The following is a 16,824-nucleotide window of genomic DNA, read 5'->3' on the forward strand; positions in this document are numbered from 1 at the left end:
CTGGGTTTTGGCTGGCGTTGCTGCTGGTTGCCCCGCCGTCGGCTCAATCTGGAAGACCACATCAACCTGATCGTCAAACTGAATAACCGGCTGTTCGTAAGTTTCCTGAGCGGATGTCGCAGGTGCTGCATCTGCTTTCATCATCCGTACCATCGGGCTCGGTTGATAATTGGAAACGTGGTAACGCACGCTGTAAACGGGCCCCAGTTTGCTGTTAAAGCCCGCAGCTAACTGCTCAGCCTGATGAATAGCATCATCAATTGCTGCTTTACGCGCTTTATCTTTGTAAGTATCCGGCTGGGCAACGCCAAGCGATACCGAACGGATCTCATTCAGACCGGCCTTCAGTGCACCATCGAGCAGCGCATTGAGTTTGTCCAACTGACGCAGCGTGACCTCAACGGTACGTACCGCACGATAGCCTTTAAGGACGCTTTTACCATTCTGGTAGTCGTAGTCCGGCTGGGTGCGCAGGTTTGCCGCGCTAATATCTTTCTTCGCTATCTGGTTCTGTTCAAGGAAGGACAGATATTGCGCCACGCGCTCATCAGCCTGCTTCTTCGCTGAAGCCGCATCCTTTGCAGCTACATTCACTTCAATCGCCAGAGTAGCGATGTCTGGTGTCGCATCCACGCTTGCCGTTCCGGAAGTCACGATGTGCGGTCCATTTGGCAACTCATTTGCCTGTACCGATAGTGCGCTGAATCCGACTAATGCCGCCAGGGCCATTATTTTGAACTTCACGGTCGTTCCTCCATGTTTCATTAATTACCCCGAAACTCAGGGCACATGCAGGCAAGCTTAGCCGATCTCGCTGCGTTGTCCATCAGACAACACTTAGTTGAACAACGCATGAACGTGCGCAACACCTTCTTTTGCCAACTGAAAAGCGATAAACCACATCACCAATCCTACCAGGGTATTGATGATCCGCTGTGCTTTAGCAGTGCGCAAACGCGGAGCGAGCCAGGCCGCCAGCAATGCCAGGCCGAAGAACCACAGGAACGAAGCGCTGACAGTACCCAGCGCAAACCAGCGCTTAGGCTCAACGTCCAGTTGGCCTCCCAGACTCCCAAGCACCACAAAGGTATCCAGGTAAACATGGGGATTGAGCCATGTCACCGCCAGCATAGTAGCGATAATTTTCCAGCGTCCCTGCTTCATCACCTCGGCGCTGGCCAGTTCCAGGTTACTGCTCATCGCCGTTTTTAACGCCCCGAAACCGTACCAGAGTAAAAATGCCACCCCACCCCAGGTGACAAGCGCCATCAGCCATGGTGACTGCATCAGCAAGGCGCTACCGCCAAAGATCCCCGCGCAAATCAGCACTAAGTCGCTGATAGCGCAGAGTAAAGCAATCATGATGTGATACTGGCGACGGATCCCCTGATTCATCACGAAGGCGTTTTGCGGACCGAGCGGAAGTATCATAGCCGCACCAAGTGCAAGCCCTTGAAAATAATACGATAACACGTTAATCATCCCGAACTGTTTCTCTTAGGAGCAGACTATAGCGCGGGGAAAACATTAGCGGAAATGGATAATTTTAATCAGGGATAAGAAGAATTAATACCAAGGGGGGGGAAATGCCGGATGACGGCTGACGCCTTATCCGGCCTACAAAACCTGTGGGCCCGGTAAGCGATAGCGCCACCGGGCACGCGATTACTCTGCCGCGCTCTCTTTCACACGCTTGAAGTTCACATCCATCTGCGGGTACGGGAAGCTGATACCGTTGGCGTCAAACTCGCGTTTAATACGCTCCAGTACGTCCCAGTAGACACTTTGCAGATCGCTACTGTTGCTCCAGACGCGTACCACAAAATTAATCGAGGAAGCGCCCAGCTCATTCAGGCGCACCGTCATTTCACGATCTTTAAGGATACGCTCGTCAGACTGAATGATATCGGTGAGGATTTTTTTCACCTGATCGATATCGGAGTCGTAAGCCACGCCGATGATAAATTCGTTACGACGAACCGGCTCACGAGAGAAGTTAATGATGTTCCCGGCAATGATTTTACCGTTTGGGATCACAACAATCTTACCGTCTACGGTACGCATAGTCGTGGAGAAAATCTGCACGTTGAGTACGGTTCCCGCTACGCCGCCGAGGTCTACATACTCACCTGCGCGGAACGGACGGAACATCACCAGCAGCACGCCAGCGGCGAGGTTGGACAGCGAACCTTGCAGCGCCAGACCAACGGCTAAACCTGCGGCACCGAGAACGGCAATCACAGAAGCGGTTTGTACCCCAACGCGACCCAGAGCGGCAATCAGCGTGAACGCGATAATACCGTAGCGCACCAGTGCGGAGAGGAAGTCAGCAACGGTTGCATCAATTTTACGTGCCACCATCAGGCGGTTAACGGTGTTTGATACGATGCGCGCCACAATCATACCGATAATGACAATGGCGATGGCCGCAACGATGTTGACGGCATAGCTTAACAGCAGCTCCTGATTGCGGACCAGCCAGGTGCCCGCACCATTTATGCTGTCGACAACATTCAAATCTTCCATTCAATATTCCTTTTTTGCTTACCCAAATGGGAAAAATAAAGCCGTCCCAACGGGACTGGCAATCTGACAAGGGTAAACAATAAACCTGGATTTTGCCAAACAGATCACAGAATTCTCTGCCAGCAGCATATTGAAATGGCAATAAAAAAGGCCCGCATTTGCGGGCCTCATGTCACGTAGAACGGCGTAAATTACAGAACGTCAACCGCGTTCAGTTCTTTGAAAGCCTGTTCCAGACGGGTGATCATGGTTGCCTGACCAGCACGCAGCCATACGCGCGGATCGTAGTATTTCTTGTTCGGCTGATCTTCGCCTTTCGGGTTGCCCAGCTGGCCCTGCAGGTAAGCTTCGTTCGCTTTGTAGTAGTTCAGAACACCTTCCCAGGTAGCCCATTGGGTATCGGTGTCGATGTTCATTTTCACTACGCCATAGCTTACGGAGTCTTTGATTTCCTGAGCAGTAGAACCGGAACCGCCGTGGAAGACGAAGTTCAGGCTGTTGTGCGGCAGGTTATGTTTCTTAGAAACATAGTCCTGAGAGTCGCGCAGGATGGTCGGGGTCAGAACAACGTTACCCGGCTTATAAACGCCGTGTACGTTACCGAAGGAAGCTGCGATGGTGAAACGCGGGCTGATTTTGCTCAGCTCGGTGTATGCGTAATCAACGTCTTCCGGCTGGGTGTACAGTGCAGAAGCGTCCATGTGGCTGTTGTCCACGCCGTCTTCTTCGCCACCGGTGCAACCCAGTTCGATTTCCAGGGTCATGCCCATTTTGGACATGCGCGCCAGGTATTTGGAGCAGATTTCGATGTTCTCTTCCAGAGACTCTTCAGACAGGTCGATCATGTGAGAAGAGAACAGCGGTTTGCCGGTTGCTGCGAAGTGTTTTTCACCCGCGTCCAGCAGACCGTCGATCCACGGCAGCAGTTTCTTCGCGCAGTGGTCAGTGTGCAGGATAACCGGAACACCGTAGTGTTCAGCCATCTGGTGAACGTGATGCGCGCCAGAGATAGCACCCAGGATTGCAGCGCCCTGAGGAACGTCAGACTTCACGCCTTTACCCGCGATGAAAGAAGCACCACCGTTGGAGAACTGTACGATTACCGGCGCTTTAACTTTTGCAGCGGTTTCCAGAACGGCGTTGATGGAGTCGGTACCAACGCAGTTAACAGCTGGCAGGGCAAAGTTGTTTTCTTTTGCTACCTGGAAAACTTTCTGTACGTCATCACCAGTGATTACGCCTGGTTTTACGAAATCAAAAATTTTAGACATATTACGAATCCTGTATCTTCGGCCTTGGAAAGGGCGCGCGCTCTAAAGCGCGCTAATAATTGGGCAGGTTTCCCTGCCCATTAAATGCTTACTTTTTAGCGCGCTCTTCGAGCATCGCTACTGCTGGCAATACTTTACCTTCCACGAATTCGAGGAAAGCGCCGCCGCCAGTGGAGATGTAGGAGATTTTGTCAGCAATGCCGAACAGGTCGATTGCTGCCAGGGTGTCACCGCCGCCTGCGATAGAGAACGCTTCGCTGTCTGCGATAGCGTTAGCAACGATTTCAGTACCTTTGCGGAAGTTCGGGAATTCGAACACGCCAACCGGGCCATTCCACAGAATGGTTTTCGCATTTTTCAGGATGTCAGCCAGCTGCTGTGCAGAAGCGTCGCCGATGTCCAGGATCTGCTCGTCTTCTTTCACATCGCTAACGGACTTCAGAGTAGCCGGTGCAGTTTCAGAGAATTCAGTCGCTACGCGAACGTCAGTCGGGACCGGGATGTCGCAAGTGGTCAGCAGACGCTTAGCTTCGTCAACCAGGTCAGCTTCGTACAGGGATTTACCCACGTTGTGGCCTTGAGCGGCAACGAAGGTGTTCGCGATACCACCGCCAACGATCAGCTGGTCAGCGATTTTTGACAGAGAATCCAGAACGGTCAGTTTGGTGGAAACTTTAGAACCGCCAACGATAGCAACCATCGGACGAGCAGGTTCTTTCAGTGCTTTACCCAGCGCATCCAGCTCAGCAGCCAGCAGCGGACCTGCGCAAGCTACATCAGCGAATTTACCGATACCGTGAGTAGAAGCCTGTGCACGGTGAGCTGTACCGAAAGCGTCCATTACGAATACGTCGCACAGCGCAGCATATTTTTTGGACAGTGCTTCGTCGTCTTTCTTCTCGCCTTTGTTGAAGCGAACGTTTTCCAGAACCACCAGTTCACCGGCAGCGACTTCAACGCCGTCCAGGTAATCTTTTACCAGGCGAACCGGAGCAGACAGTTTGTCTTTCAGGTAGTTAACAACCGGCAGCAGAGAGAATTCTTCGTTGTACTCGCCTTCGGTAGGACGACCCAGGTGGGAAGTTACCATCACTTTCGCACCCTGTTTCAGGGCCAGTTCGATGGTCGGCAGAGAAGCACGGATACGCGCATCGCTGGTTACTTTCCCTTCTTTAACTGGTACGTTCAGGTCCGCACGGATAAAAACGCGTTTACCAGCCAGATCCAGATCGGTCATCTTAATTACAGACATGGTGAATCCTCTCGTTGATTCATAAAGTTTTGTCGACGCTCAAGCGTCGAGCCTGAAACCAATAGCAGCCATCGCTAACGTAGTGTCGAGCATACGGTTAGCAAAGCCCCATTCATTATCACACCAGACCAGCGTTTTGATCAGGTGAGCGCCACTCACACGCGTTTGCGTACCATCAACGATGGCGCTGTGCGGGTCGTGGTTAAAATCTACAGAGACCAACGGTAATTCCGTATAGTCAACTATACCATGAAATGCACCTTGTGCTGCTTTTTGCAGCAACTGGTTGACTTCACTGGCTTTTACTGGTTTTTTCACCGTCACGCTTAAGTCGATCGCCGTCACATTTATGGTCGGTACACGCACCGCTATCGCTTCAAAACGATCGTTAAACTGCGGGAAAATTCGCGTGATGCCCGCCGCCAGTTTGGTATCAACCGGAATAATCGACTGGCTGGCCGCTCGCGTGCGACGCAGGTCAGGATGATAAGCATCAATAACCTGCTGATCGTGCATCGCGGAGTGGATCGTGGTGACGGTACCAGACTCAATGCCGTAAGCATCATCCAGCAATTTAATGACGGGTATTATGCAATTCGTGGTGCAGGAAGCGTTGGAAACGATCCGGTGCTCAGCGCGCAGCTGATCCTGATTAACGCCATACACAACGGTTGCGTCGATGTCGTGACTACCAGGATGTGAAAAGAGCACTTTTTTTGCACCAGCGGCAATATGCGCCTCGCCGTGTTCGCGATTGCCGAAGACCCCCGTACAATCCAGCACGATGTCGACACCCAGTTCGCGCCATGGAAGTGCATCGAGTGTTCGCTCATGCAGAATGCGGATAGCGTCATCGCCAACGATGAGCTGGTCACGTTCCTGACGAACATCCCAGGCAAAACGTCCATGGCTGGTGTCATATTTCAACAAATGCGCCATGCCTGCAGCATCCGCAAGTTCGTTGATTGCCACCACGGTGATTTCCGCCCGACGCCCGGATTCATACAAAGCACGAACCACGTTGCGTCCGATGCGACCGAAACCATTAATCGCTACGCGTACGGTCATAGGTCTCCTGCAAGGATTTCTCAGAAACGATGTGGCAGACAGAGTAATGCAGCAAATCGCTCAGGGAAACCTTACCTGTCGCAAACTGCGACTAATTGGTTAATTGTCGAACATTTAATCGACTGAAACGCTTCAGCTAGAATAAGCGAAACGCGGAATAAAAGGAATGATTGTCCAGCAACAGAACACAGTTATCTGACTTACGTCACATTTTAACGCCCTTCAACGCTAAATTTATTCCATATTCCAGAATGACGAATAACCGTAGCAAAATTATTTCATTGTCGTGTTACACACCCTGATTTAAATCAGAAAGCCCCCTAACCTGCATCTAATCACCAGCGCGAGGTCCGAGTCCCGGAGCCCTTCAATGATGCCGCAGACGGTCTGGATAGCAGACTGCGCCGTGCGATTGCGCAACGCGCGGCGCGTTCCGGAAAAGCAAAAAAAAAACGGGCCGCCTGAGCGACCCGTTTTCACCTGTAATCGAAATTACAGCAGTTCTTTAGCTTTCGCGACAACGTTGTCTACGGTGAAGCCGAACTCTTCAAACAGCAGCTCTGCCGGAGCAGACTCACCAAAGGTGGTCATACCGACGATTGCGCCGTTCAGGCCCACGTATTTGAACCAGTAGTCCGCGATACCTGCTTCCACTGCAACGCGAGCGGAAACCGCTTTCGGCAGCACAGACTCACGGTAAGCGGCATCCTGTTTGTCGAACGCGTCGGTAGACGGCATGGAAACCACGCGAGCCTTCACGCCTTCGGCAGTCAGTTTGTCCCACGCAGCCACAGCCAGCTCAACTTCAGAACCGGTAGCGATGAAGATCAGTTCCGGCTGACCGTCGCAGTCTTTCAGCACGTAACCACCGCGAGCGATGTTTGCCAGTTGCTCTTCGGTACGCTCCTGCTGTGCCAGGTTCTGGCGGGAGAGGATCAGCGCGGTCGGGCCGTCCTGACGCTCAACACCATATTTCCACGCAACGGCGGATTCAACCTGGTCACACGGACGCCATGTGCTCATGTTCGGGGTCACACGCAGAGAAGCAACCTGCTCTACCGGCTGGTGAGTCGGGCCGTCTTCGCCCAGACCGATGGAGTCGTGGGTGTAGACCATGACCTGACGCTGTTTCATCAGCGCAGCCATACGCACCGCGTTACGGGCATATTCCACAAACATCAGGAAGGTGGAGGTGTACGGCAGGAAACCACCGTGCAGGGAGATACCGTTCGCGATAGCGGTCATACCGAATTCACGCACACCGTAATGGATGTAGTTACCGGCAGTATCTTCGTTAATCGCTTTCGAACCAGACCACAGCGTCAGGTTAGACGGTGCCAGGTCAGCGGAGCCGCCAAGGAATTCAGGCAGCAGAGGACCGAAGGCTTCAATCGCGTTCTGAGAAGCTTTACGGCTGGCGATTTTCGCCGGATTAGCCTGCAGCTTAGCAATGAACTCGTTCGCTTTGGCGTCGAAGTCAGACGGCATTTCACCTTTCATACGACGGGTGAATTCAGCCGCTTCCTGCGGGTAGGCTTTCGCATAAGCAGCGAACTTCTCGTTCCATGCAGCTTCTTTTGCCTGACCGGCTTCTTTCGCATCCCACTGCGCGTAGATTTCAGACGGGATTTCGAACGGCGCGTATTTCCAGCCCAGCTGTTCACGGGTCAGTGCGATTTCTGCATCGCCCAGCGGTGCACCGTGAGAGTCGTGAGTACCCGCTTTGTTCGGAGAACCGAAACCGATGATGGTTTTGCACATCAGCAGGGACGGTTTGTCGGTTACTGCGCGTGCTTCTTCAACTGCGCGCTTAATCGCGTCAGCATCGTGGCCATCAACACCACGAACCACATGCCAGCCGTAAGCTTCAAAACGCTTCGCGGTGTCATCGGTGAACCAACCTTCAACGTGGCCATCGATAGAGATGCCGTTGTCATCGTAGAACGCAACCAGTTTGCCCAGCTTCAGCGTACCAGCCAGGGAACATACCTCGTGAGAGATACCTTCCATCATGCAGCCGTCACCCATGAAAGCATAGGTGAAGTGGTCAACGATGTCGTGACCTGGACGGTTAAACTGCGCCGCCAGCGTTTTTTCAGCGATAGCCATACCCACTGCATTCGCAATGCCCTGACCCAGAGGACCTGTAGTGGTTTCAACACCCGCGGTGTAACCCACTTCCGGGTGACCCGGAGTTTTGGAGTGCAGCTGACGGAAGTTCTGCAGCTCGGACATCGGCAGATCGTAGCCGGTGAGGTGCAGCAGGCTATAAATCAGCATGGAGCCGTGGCCGTTGGACAGCACAAAGCGGTCACGGTCAGCCCAGGACGGGTTAGTCGGGTTGTGGTTCAGGAAATCACGCCACAGGACTTCGGCAATGTCAGCCATACCCATCGGGGCACCCGGGTGACCGGATTTGGCTTTCTGTACTGCGTCCATGCTCAGCGCACGAATAGCATTGGCAAGCTCTTTACGTGAGGACATTTTGACTCCAGATCGGATAATGAAGGCTGAGCCCTTAACGACTTGACGACAGCGCGTTTTGGGCTACGCCGGAAAAAAGTGCCAACAATGTAACCCAAGCCGCGTGTCATGTACATGGAGCATCCTTTTGCCGCTTCAGAAATCTCTGGATCATGCGCGCAAGTTGCGCAATCTTCTCGCCCGCGTATTGTTCTTTTCTTTATACTTAGGCCGAGCGTCGGTTCACCTGCAAACGACGTAATTTTTAGAATAATCCTGACTTTGTGCGGAAGAGAAAAAATGAAAATTCGCGCTTTACTGCTTGCTACGAGCATGGCTGCGGCATTGACCGGCTGCCAGAACATGGACTCCAACGGACTGCTTTCTTCTGGCGCGGAGGCTTTTCAGGCCTACAGTCTGAGCGATGCTCAGGTAAAAGTACTGAGCGATCAGGCCTGTAAAGATATGGACAGCAAGGCTACTATCGCCCCGGCCAGCAGCGAGTACGCAACGCGTCTTGGCAAAATATCCGCCGCGCTTGGCGATAACATTAACGGCCAGCCGGTGAACTACAAAGTCTATATGGCGAAAGATGTGAATGCCTTTGCCATGGCAAACGGCTGTATCCGCGTGTACAGCGGCCTGATGGATATGATGACCGACAACGAAGTCGAAGCGGTGATCGGCCATGAAATGGGCCACGTCGCGCTGGGTCACGTGAAAAAAGGTATGCAGGTTGCGCTGGGTACCAACGCCGTACGTGCAGCGGCGGCATCCGCTGGCGGCATTGTCGGCAGCCTGTCGCAGTCGCAACTGGGCGATCTTGGCGAGAAACTGGTGAACTCGCAGTTCTCCCAGCGTCAGGAATCCGAGGCGGATGATTACTCGTATGATTTGTTGCGCAAACGCGGGATCAATCCGGCAGGTTTAGCCACCAGCTTTGAGAAACTGGCCAAACTGGAAGCTGGACGTCAAAGCTCAATGTTTGACGATCACCCGGCATCCGCAGAACGTGCGCAACATATTCGCGATCGCATGAGCGCAGACGGGATCAAATAACCCTTGAACACTGCCGGATGGCGGCGTGAACGCCTTATCCGGCCTACAGATTTCATCCCATTATCGGACGTAATTGGCGAAGTCAGTTTGGGCCCGGCCAGCGCACAACCACCGGAGCGTACACGTAGTACGTGAGGATGGCGAGCACTGCCCGGACCCAAAATGACGAGTAAAATAGTCCGACTATTATTCGCCTTTCTTCGCCGCCTGAATATACAGCATTTCCAGAGCCAACGTAGCTGCCGCCAGCGCGGTGATCTCTGACTGATCGTAGGCCGGAGCCACTTCAACAACATCCATCCCGACGATGTTCAGATCTTTCAGACCACGAACCAGCTTGATCGCGCGATCGGAAGTCAGACCGCCAATCACTGGCGTACCGGTACCCGGCGCAAACGCAGGATCCAGGCAGTCGATATCAAAGGTCAGATACACCGGCATATCACCGACAATCTGCTTAACCTGGGCGATGATGTCATCTACGCTGCGATCGTTCACCTGGCAGGCATCCAGCACGGTAAAGCCGTTGTCTTTGTCGAATTCGGTACGAATACCAATCTGCACAGAGTGATTCGGATCGATCAGCCCTTCGTTCGGCGCAGTGTAGAACATGGTGCCGTGGTCGAATTCGCAGCCGTTCGCGTAGGTATCGGTGTGGGCATCAAAATGCACCAACGCCATTTTACCAAAATGCTTAGCGTGTGCGCGCAACAGCGGCAGCGTGACGAAGTGGTCGCCGCCGAAAGAGAGCATGCGCTTACCGGCAGAAAGCAGCTTCTCAGCATGAGCCTGCAGTTTTTCACTCATTTCACGCGCATCACCGAAGGCATAAACCAGATCGCCGCAGTCCACCACGTTCAGGCGCTCGCGCATATCGAAGTTCCACGGGAAGCGGTTATGCTCCCACGCCAGGTTAGTGGAAACCTGACGGATCGCCGCCGGACCATGACGCCCGCCCGCACGACCAGACGTTGCCATATCAAACGGTACACCGGTGATCACCCAGTCGGCGTCGCTGTCGTACGGCATGAAGTTCATCGGCAGACGTAAAAAACCAAAGGCGTTAGAAACCAGGGAGTTGTCGTATTGATGACCTAAGGTGCTCATGTACTGACCTCTTTAAAAATCGATGAAAAAAAATCCCCTCCGCGTCGTTAAGCCCGACGAGGAAGGGATTGATTTGGTAGCTGCATATTTACGGCAAATTATCGCCGTTATTTTGTACGGATTCAAGTAAGTGCCACAAATGCGGCTTCGCTTTATCCGGCCTACTTTCGTAGGCCCGGTAAGCGTAGCGCCAGCAGGCATTTATCGTTACTCATCTTCCAGATAAGTATAACCGTACAGACCGGCCTCAAACTCTTCGAGGAACTGTTGCTGCAGCTCGGTATCCAGATCGGTGTTTTTCACCTGGTCACGGAACTGCGTCAGCAAGGTGTTCGGATCCAACTGCACGTACTGCAACATATCCGCCACGGTATCCCCTTCGTCGGACAGCTCAACTTCTACGCTGCCGTCAGGGAAGACGAACACGTCAACCGCTTCGGTATCACCAAACAGGTTGTGCATGTTGCCAAGGATCTCCTGGTAAGCCCCCACCATAAAGAAGCCCAGCATCGGCGGGTTCTCCGGGTCATATTCCGGCATCGGCATGGTGGTCGCAATGCCATCACCGTCAACGTAGTGGTCGATAGCACCATCAGAGTCACAGGTGATATCCAACAGCACCGCGCGGCGCTCAGGTACCTGATTCAGTCCTTCCAGCGGCATTACCGGGAACAGCTGATCGATCCCCCACGCATCTGGCATCGACTGGAACAGCGAGAAGTTGACGTAAATCTTATCCGCCATACGCTCCTGCAGCTCGTCGATAATCGGGCGATGCGCGCGGTTGCTCGGGTCGAGTTGTTTCTGCACTTCATGGCACATGTTCAGATAAAGCTGCTCAGCCCACGCACGCTCTTGCAGGCTAAAGGTACCTGAAGAGTAACCAACGTGAATATCGTGCAGATCCATCTGGCTGTCGTGCAGCCATTCACGCAGCGAACGGCGAGTTCCCGGTTCATGCATTTCTTGCCAGGTTTCCCACATACTTTGCAGAGCACGCGGCGCATCATCAGCCGGAGGCGTTGCTTCTGTGTGTTCGCTACGCTCAACGCCGATAATGTTAGATACCAGCACGGTATGGTGCGCGGTAACCGCGCGGCCAGACTCGGTGATTACCGTCGGATGCGGCAGACCGTGTTCTTCACAGGCATCGCCAATAGCCCAGATGATGTTGTTGGCGTATTCGTTCAGGCCGTAGTTTACGGAACAGTCAGACTGCGAACGGGTACCTTCGTAATCCACGCCCAGACCACCGCCCACGTCGAAGCACTGGATATTGACGCCAAGCTTGTGCAGCTCAACGTAGAAACGCGCCGATTCACGTACGCCGGTGGCGATATCACGAATGTTCGCCATCTGCGAGCCAAGGTGGAAGTGCAGCAACTGAATGCTGTCCAGACGACCGCGCTCGCGCAGAATTTCGACCAGTTGCAGCACCTGGTTTGCCGCCAGGCCGAATTTCGATTTTTCCCCGCCTGAGGACTGCCACTTGCCGGAGCCCTGCGACGCCAGACGCGCACGCACGCCCAGACGCGGAACGACATTCAGGCGTTCAGCTTCATCCAGCACGATAGCGATTTCAGACATCTTCTCGATGACCAGATAAACCTTATGGCCCATCTTCTCGCCAATCAGCGCCAGACGGATATATTCGCGGTCTTTATAACCGTTACACACGATCACGCTACGGGTCATTCCGGCATGAGCCAGAACGGCCATCAGTTCAGCTTTGGAACCCGCTTCCAGTCCCAGCGGTTCGCCGGAGTGGATCAGCGATTCAATCACGCGGCGGTGCTGGTTGACCTTGATCGGGTAAACGAGAAAATAGTCACCGTTGTAACCGTAAGATTCACGGGCACGTTTAAACGCGGCGTTAATCGAACGCAGACGGTGTTGCAGGATCTGCGGGAAGCAGAACAATGCAGGCAAACGCTGGCCCTGCGCTTCACGGGCTTTCACCAACTCAGCAAGGTCAACGCGCGCTTCGGGTACGTCCGGATCCGGGCACACGCTGATGTGACCCAGTTCATTGACGTCGTAGTAGTTATTACCCCACCAGGCAATATTGTAAGTACGCAGCATCTTGCTGGCTTCCTGGGAACTCATTGCAACCTCCTGCATGGAGCGTAGTACACCGTGTTCGCCTGCTGACGAAGGCGAACCCAAAGAAATGTCGTCAGACATAGCGAACCTCAATTTTATTAACAAGTGTAAAACAGTTGACTACTATCGCAATCCGAAGACGCGATAACAACCCAAATACAGGCAGAATTTGCAGCAGATAGTGCTGACGCTCCGACTGTGCGACCGGTTTCTTTTTCATATCAATGTAAACACGTAACCGAACTTAATGCTGACGGTTCGGCGAAACCACGAGAAAACTCTTGTTTACCAAGAGCGCCCTTGTTCAGTTCTTAGTGACCGTTACCGGCTCTTGAGTCCTGAGATACGCCGAGATGGGTATACACTTCATCCTTCATGCAGCCACTTTGTTGGCTACGCTCATTTGCCCTAGTCACGTACTACTCGTACGTTCAGGGGACTCATTCACTTGCCGCCTCGACGCAGCATAAATGATTTTGTGTATATAACATCGACAGGTATGCAAAGCAGAGATGCAGATTGCGGGGGACATATGTACACCAGAACGGTGCGACAGATTCTGCAGAATACAACGGTTCATTATCTCGTATCACCTCCACGGTTGCTCCTTACGGAACGAACCCACAAGCCAAAGCTAAAGTTTTAACCCGGCTGGAAGTGGCAACACGATGAAAACGTCGTGTGCTTTTGTATGAGCCGCGCGCCGCGTTTTATACCGATAAGAAAGTCAAAAAGCAAAAGATAAATATGCACATTGCCAGCACCGTCAGGAAAAATTTCCAGTTACATTTTCAGTACAATGCGACCTCAATCAAAAAAAGCTGGAAATCAGGCGAAGAACTGTCCTAAAATAGCCGTCCAGATGTTAATCCATCTATACCGATTAACACTCAGACTGCCAGTGTTCGTCATCTGCAGACTCATGGTAGAATCTTCTACACATGGCTATTCCACTCGACAGTTTGAGCTAACCAAATTCTCCTTAGGTGAAATTAAATATGGCAAAACACCTTTTTACGTCCGAGTCCGTATCAGAAGGGCATCCTGACAAAATCGCTGACCAAATCTCTGATGCTGTGCTGGATGCAATCCTGGAACAGGATCCAAAAGCACGCGTTGCCTGCGAAACCTACGTCAAAACCGGTATGGTTTTAGTTGGCGGTGAGATCACCACCAGCGCATGGGTTGATATCGAAGAGATCACCCGTAACACGGTTCGCGAAATTGGCTATGTGCATTCCGACATGGGCTTTGACGCCAACTCTTGCGCGGTACTGAGCGCGATTGGTAAACAGTCTCCGGACATCAACCAGGGTGTTGACCGTGCCGATCCGCTGGAACAGGGCGCAGGCGACCAGGGCCTGATGTTTGGTTATGCAACCAACGAAACCGACGTGCTGATGCCAGCACCTATTACCTATGCTCACCGTCTGGTGCAGCGTCAGGCTGAAGTGCGTAAAAACGGCACCTTATCCTGGCTGCGTCCGGATGCCAAAAGCCAGGTAACCTTCCAGTATGACGACGGCAAAATCGTCGGTATTGATGCGGTTGTTCTGTCTACTCAGCACTCTGAAGATATCGACCAGAAATCGCTGCAAGAAGCCGTTATGGAAGAGATCATCAAGCCGGTACTGCCGACTGAATGGCTGACCGCTTCGACCAAATTCTTCATCAACCCAACTGGTCGTTTCGTTATCGGCGGCCCGATGGGCGACTGCGGTCTGACCGGTCGTAAAATCATCGTTGATACCTACGGCGGCATGGCGCGTCACGGCGGCGGTGCATTCTCTGGTAAAGATCCGTCTAAAGTTGACCGTTCCGCAGCCTATGCAGCCCGTTACGTAGCGAAAAACATCGTTGCCGCAGGCCTGGCTGACCGTTGTGAGATTCAGGTTTCCTACGCAATCGGCGTGGCAGAACCGACATCTATCATGGTGGAAACGTTCGGTACTGAAAAAGTGCCTTCAGAGCAGCTGACCCTTCTGGTGCGTGAGTTTTTCGACCTGCGCCCGTATGGCCTGATTCAGATGCTGGATCTGCTGCACCCGATTTACAAAGAAACCGCTGCTTACGGTCACTTTGGTCGCGAACATTTCCCATGGGAAAAAACCGACAAAGCACAGTTGCTGCGCGACGCTGCCGGTCTGAAGTAATTTAAACCAGGCTTAACGCTTATGAAGACCAGCCTCACGCTGGTCTTTTTTTATACCTATTTCCTCTCCCACATCCATCACCAAACCGCGCTGATTACTATTGCTTTAAATGAAAATGAAAGCGATTACATCACACCATATTTCCCTCTACCTTGAATTAACATCTCTTAGCCAGCATACTTGCATCACTGTTACATTATATTTCATCATTGTCTTAAATTCAGACGACCAACATTATTTAATCCCAATAAATAATGTTAACTTTCAATGAATTAACCAATAATCAGCATGAATGGCAGTGTAAGCGATTACACTAATGTGATGTGATTCGCATTTTTTTACCCCGTACTCACCTACCCTTAACATCAACAAAACTAGCTACCCAACCGGAGGGCATCATGCCTGACAATAAAAAAACGGGGCGTTCCAACAAAGCCATGACATTTTTTGTCTGCTTTCTGGCAGCCCTGGCTGGATTACTTTTTGGCCTGGATATCGGTGTTATTGCCGGTGCTTTACCGTTCATCACCGACGAGTTTCAAATTACCCCGCACACTCAGGAATGGGTGGTGAGCTCCATGATGTTTGGTGCGGCGGTAGGTGCTGTCGGCAGCGGTTGGCTCTCCTTCAAACTGGGACGCAAAAAAAGCCTGATGATCGGTGCGATCTTGTTTGTTGCGGGTTCACTGTTCTCCGCCGCTGCGCCAAACGTTGAAGTCCTGCTGGTTTCCCGCGTGCTGCTCGGCCTGGCTGTAGGCGTTGCGTCTTATACCGCGCCGCTGTACCTGTCTGAAATTGCCCCGGAAAAGATTCGTGGCAGCATGATCTCCATGTATCAGCTGATGATCACCATCGGTATTTTGGGCGCGTATCTTTCCGATACAGCCTTTAGCTACAGCGGCGCATGGCGCTGGATGCTGGGTGTAATCATCATCCCTGCCCTGCTGCTTCTGGTCGGCGTTATCTTCCTGCCGGACAGCCCACGTTGGTTTGCAGCTAAACGTCGTTTTGTTGATGCTGAACGCGTCCTGTTGCGTCTGCGTGACACCAGCGCAGAAGCCAAACGCGAGCTGGATGAAATCCGTGAAAGTCTGCAGGTGAAGCAGAGCGGCTGGGCGCTGTTTAAAGAAAACAGCAACTTCCGTCGCGCGGTATTCCTTGGCGTTCTGTTACAGGTGATGCAGCAGTTCACCGGGATGAACGTCATCATGTATTACGCACCGAAAATCTTTGAGCTGGCGGGCTACACCAACACCACCGAGCAGATGTGGGGGACTGTTATCGTCGGTCTGACCAACGTGCTGGCAACCTTTATCGCCATTGGCCTGGTTGACCGTTGGGGCCGCAAGCCTACGCTGATCCTTGGCTTTATCGTGATGGCTGTTGGTATGGGCGTGCTGGGTACAATGATGCACGTGGGTATTCACTCGGCATCCGCACAATACTTCGCAGTACTGATGCTGCTGATGTTTATCGTTGGCTTTGCCATGAGCGCCGGTCCGCTGATTTGGGTACTGTGCTCTGAAATCCAGCCGCTGAAAGGCCGCGATTTCGGCATCACCTGCTCTACTGCAACCAACTGGATTGCCAACATGATCGTCGGCGCAACCTTCCTGACGATGCTGAACTCGCTGGGCAGCGCCAACACCTTCTGGGTCTACGGCGGCCTGAACGTACTGTTCATCTTCCTGACTCTGTGGCTGATCCCTGAAACTAAAAACGTCTCTCTGGAACACATTGAGCGTAACCTGATGAAGGGTCGTAAACTGCGCGAAATTGGCGCACACGACTAATCACCAAAGGCTTCCTCCCCAGCGGAGGA

Annotated in this window: 13 protein-coding genes and 1 pseudogene; 3 read left to right on the forward strand and 11 right to left on the reverse strand. The window is 52.7% G+C overall.

Going from position 1 to position 16,824, the window contains the following annotated elements:
- The 7 genes from FDW94_RS13505 to tkt all read right to left on the reverse strand — a co-directional run.
- On the reverse strand, positions 1 to 744 hold a 744-nt coding region (locus tag FDW94_RS13505; protein ID WP_003825465.1), incomplete at its 3' end, for an oxidative stress defense protein.
- 93 nt (positions 745 to 837) lie between these two features.
- Positions 838 to 1,473, reverse strand: a complete 636-nt coding sequence (argO, locus tag FDW94_RS13510) for an arginine exporter ArgO (RefSeq protein WP_003027005.1) — start codon at positions 1,471 to 1,473, stop codon at positions 838 to 840.
- A 192-nt stretch (positions 1,474 to 1,665) separates the two neighbouring features.
- On the reverse strand, positions 1,666 to 2,526 hold the full coding sequence (locus tag FDW94_RS13515; RefSeq protein WP_003825461.1) for a small-conductance mechanosensitive channel MscS: 861 nt from the start codon (positions 2,524 to 2,526) through the stop codon (positions 1,666 to 1,668).
- 191 nt (positions 2,527 to 2,717) lie between these two features.
- Positions 2,718 to 3,797 (reverse strand): class II fructose-bisphosphate aldolase, encoded by a 1,080-nt coding sequence (gene fbaA / locus FDW94_RS13520; protein ID WP_003027029.1) that lies wholly within the window; start codon positions 3,795 to 3,797, stop codon positions 2,718 to 2,720.
- Positions 3,798 to 3,885: 88 nt separating this feature from the next.
- Positions 3,886 to 5,049 carry a phosphoglycerate kinase gene (gene pgk / locus FDW94_RS13525; RefSeq protein ID WP_003027032.1) on the reverse strand — a complete coding sequence of 388 codons (1,164 nt, stop codon included), beginning with the start codon at positions 5,047 to 5,049 and terminating at the stop codon, positions 3,886 to 3,888.
- A 39-nt stretch (positions 5,050 to 5,088) separates the two neighbouring features.
- Complete coding sequence (gene epd / locus FDW94_RS13530; protein ID WP_008785759.1) at positions 5,089 to 6,117, reverse strand: erythrose-4-phosphate dehydrogenase; 1,029 nt, start codon at positions 6,115 to 6,117, stop codon at positions 5,089 to 5,091.
- A 492-nt stretch (positions 6,118 to 6,609) separates the two neighbouring features.
- Entirely contained in the window at positions 6,610 to 8,601 is a 1,992-nt protein-coding gene (tkt, locus tag FDW94_RS13535) for a transketolase (protein WP_003825453.1), read from the reverse strand.
- 279 nt (positions 8,602 to 8,880) lie between these two features.
- Here tkt and FDW94_RS13545 point away from each other — a divergent pair, with 279 nt between their 5' ends.
- Entirely contained in the window at positions 8,881 to 9,639 is a 759-nt protein-coding gene (locus FDW94_RS13545; protein ID WP_137377722.1) for a M48 family metallopeptidase, read from the forward strand.
- A gap of 186 nt (positions 9,640 to 9,825) precedes the next feature.
- On the opposite strand, the gene speB is transcribed toward FDW94_RS13545, so the two are convergent.
- The 4 genes and pseudogenes from speB to FDW94_RS24665 all read right to left on the reverse strand — a co-directional run.
- Complete coding sequence (speB, locus tag FDW94_RS13555; protein WP_003027056.1) at positions 9,826 to 10,746, reverse strand: agmatinase; 921 nt, start codon at positions 10,744 to 10,746, stop codon at positions 9,826 to 9,828.
- 207 nt (positions 10,747 to 10,953) lie between these two features.
- The gene (speA, locus tag FDW94_RS13560; protein ID WP_071692619.1) at positions 10,954 to 12,930 is read right to left on the reverse strand and encodes a biosynthetic arginine decarboxylase; all 1,977 of its coding nucleotides are present in this window, start codon (positions 12,928 to 12,930) and stop codon (positions 10,954 to 10,956) included.
- The gene (gene yqgB, locus FDW94_RS13565) at positions 12,923 to 13,069 is read right to left on the reverse strand and encodes an acid stress response protein YqgB (protein WP_071692618.1); all 147 of its coding nucleotides are present in this window, start codon (positions 13,067 to 13,069) and stop codon (positions 12,923 to 12,925) included. Before yqgB ends, speA begins: the two co-directional genes overlap by 8 nt.
- Positions 13,070 to 13,327: 258 nt before the next feature.
- Positions 13,328 to 13,429: pseudogene (locus FDW94_RS24665) on the reverse strand (hypothetical protein); the annotation flags it as partial.
- A gap of 418 nt (positions 13,430 to 13,847) precedes the next feature.
- Between FDW94_RS24665 and metK the strand changes: the two are divergent.
- Both metK and galP read left to right on the forward strand, forming a co-directional pair.
- Entirely contained in the window at positions 13,848 to 15,002 is a 1,155-nt protein-coding gene (metK, locus tag FDW94_RS13570) for a methionine adenosyltransferase (protein WP_020996311.1), read from the forward strand.
- Positions 15,003 to 15,400: 398 nt separating this feature from the next.
- A complete protein-coding gene (gene galP / locus FDW94_RS13575) occupies positions 15,401 to 16,795 on the forward strand; it encodes a galactose/proton symporter (RefSeq protein WP_008785766.1) in 1,395 nt (464 codons plus the stop codon).
- Positions 16,796 to 16,824: the final 29 nt, after the last annotated feature.

It is taken from the genome of Citrobacter sp. wls757, from assembly GCF_005280935.1.
GTDB lineage: Bacteria > Pseudomonadota > Gammaproteobacteria > Enterobacterales > Enterobacteriaceae > Citrobacter > Citrobacter portucalensis.

Bases quoted from the DNA above. Each gene is read 5' to 3' on its own strand.
- FDW94_RS13515 (WP_003825461.1), bottom strand. From the start codon at position 2,526: ATGGAAGATTTGAATGTTGTCGACAGCATAAATGGTGCGGGCACCTGG.
- fbaA (WP_003027029.1), bottom strand. From the start codon at position 3,797: ATGTCTAAAATTTTTGATTTCGTAAAACCAGGCGTAATCACTGGTGAT.
- pgk (WP_003027032.1), bottom strand. From the start codon at position 5,049: ATGTCTGTAATTAAGATGACCGATCTGGATCTGGCTGGTAAACGCGTT.
- epd (WP_008785759.1), bottom strand. From the start codon at position 6,117: ATGACCGTACGCGTAGCGATTAATGGTTTCGGTCGCATCGGACGCAAC.
- tkt (WP_003825453.1), bottom strand. From the start codon at position 8,601: ATGTCCTCACGTAAAGAGCTTGCCAATGCTATTCGTGCGCTGAGCATG.
- FDW94_RS13545 (WP_137377722.1), top strand. From the start codon at position 8,881: ATGAAAATTCGCGCTTTACTGCTTGCTACGAGCATGGCTGCGGCATTG.
- speB (WP_003027056.1), bottom strand. From the start codon at position 10,746: ATGAGCACCTTAGGTCATCAATACGACAACTCCCTGGTTTCTAACGCC.
- speA (WP_071692619.1), bottom strand. From the start codon at position 12,930: ATGTCTGACGACATTTCTTTGGGTTCGCCTTCGTCAGCAGGCGAACAC.
- yqgB (WP_071692618.1), bottom strand. From the start codon at position 13,069: ATGAAAAAGAAACCGGTCGCACAGTCGGAGCGTCAGCACTATCTGCTG.
- metK (WP_020996311.1), top strand. From the start codon at position 13,848: ATGGCAAAACACCTTTTTACGTCCGAGTCCGTATCAGAAGGGCATCCT.
- galP (WP_008785766.1), top strand. From the start codon at position 15,401: ATGCCTGACAATAAAAAAACGGGGCGTTCCAACAAAGCCATGACATTT.